General features: G+C 32.9%; 1 protein-coding gene. It reads right to left on the minus strand.

Going from position 1 to position 462, the window contains the following annotated elements:
* The coding region (locus OWC48_RS46455) for a hypothetical protein (RefSeq protein WP_282525987.1) at positions 1–454 on the minus strand (454 nt) is incomplete at its 3' end.
* Positions 455–462 lie beyond the last annotated feature (8 nt).

Raw genomic sequence — 462 nt, forward strand, 5'->3', positions numbered from 1 at the left:
TAGGTATTTTAATCACATTTAATGGGACTTTAATTTCCAACGAATAACCTGCACGTATTGGTAGACTAAGATCATCAATTATAACTCCATACTTTGATAATTCAGAGTTGTTATTACTCTTAAATATTGGAGATGCCGAAATCGATTTTGAATTTGCTAATTCCCCATCGTTGTTACTTTCTGGTAAATGCAGGGCATCATTTTCGTGAAGACTTAAATTCTCTTCATAACTAATAGGCAACTCAGAGATTTGTTTTATAATCCCCGCTCCTGTTTTACCCGTACTCGTAATACTTAAGTTAACTTTGTCTCCTTTTTTGACTTTGTTTAAATCAAACTCCGTAACAGACGTTTTAATATGAGACTCCTTTGAAATGAGATACAGTATAGGTTGATTATCACTGTCATTATCTATATTCTTGATCATAATCTTGCCATCAAATGATGCATACATACTATCCC

The organism is Bradyrhizobium sp. Arg816 (genome assembly GCF_029989365.1).
Lineage (GTDB): Bacteria > Pseudomonadota > Alphaproteobacteria > Rhizobiales > Xanthobacteraceae > Bradyrhizobium.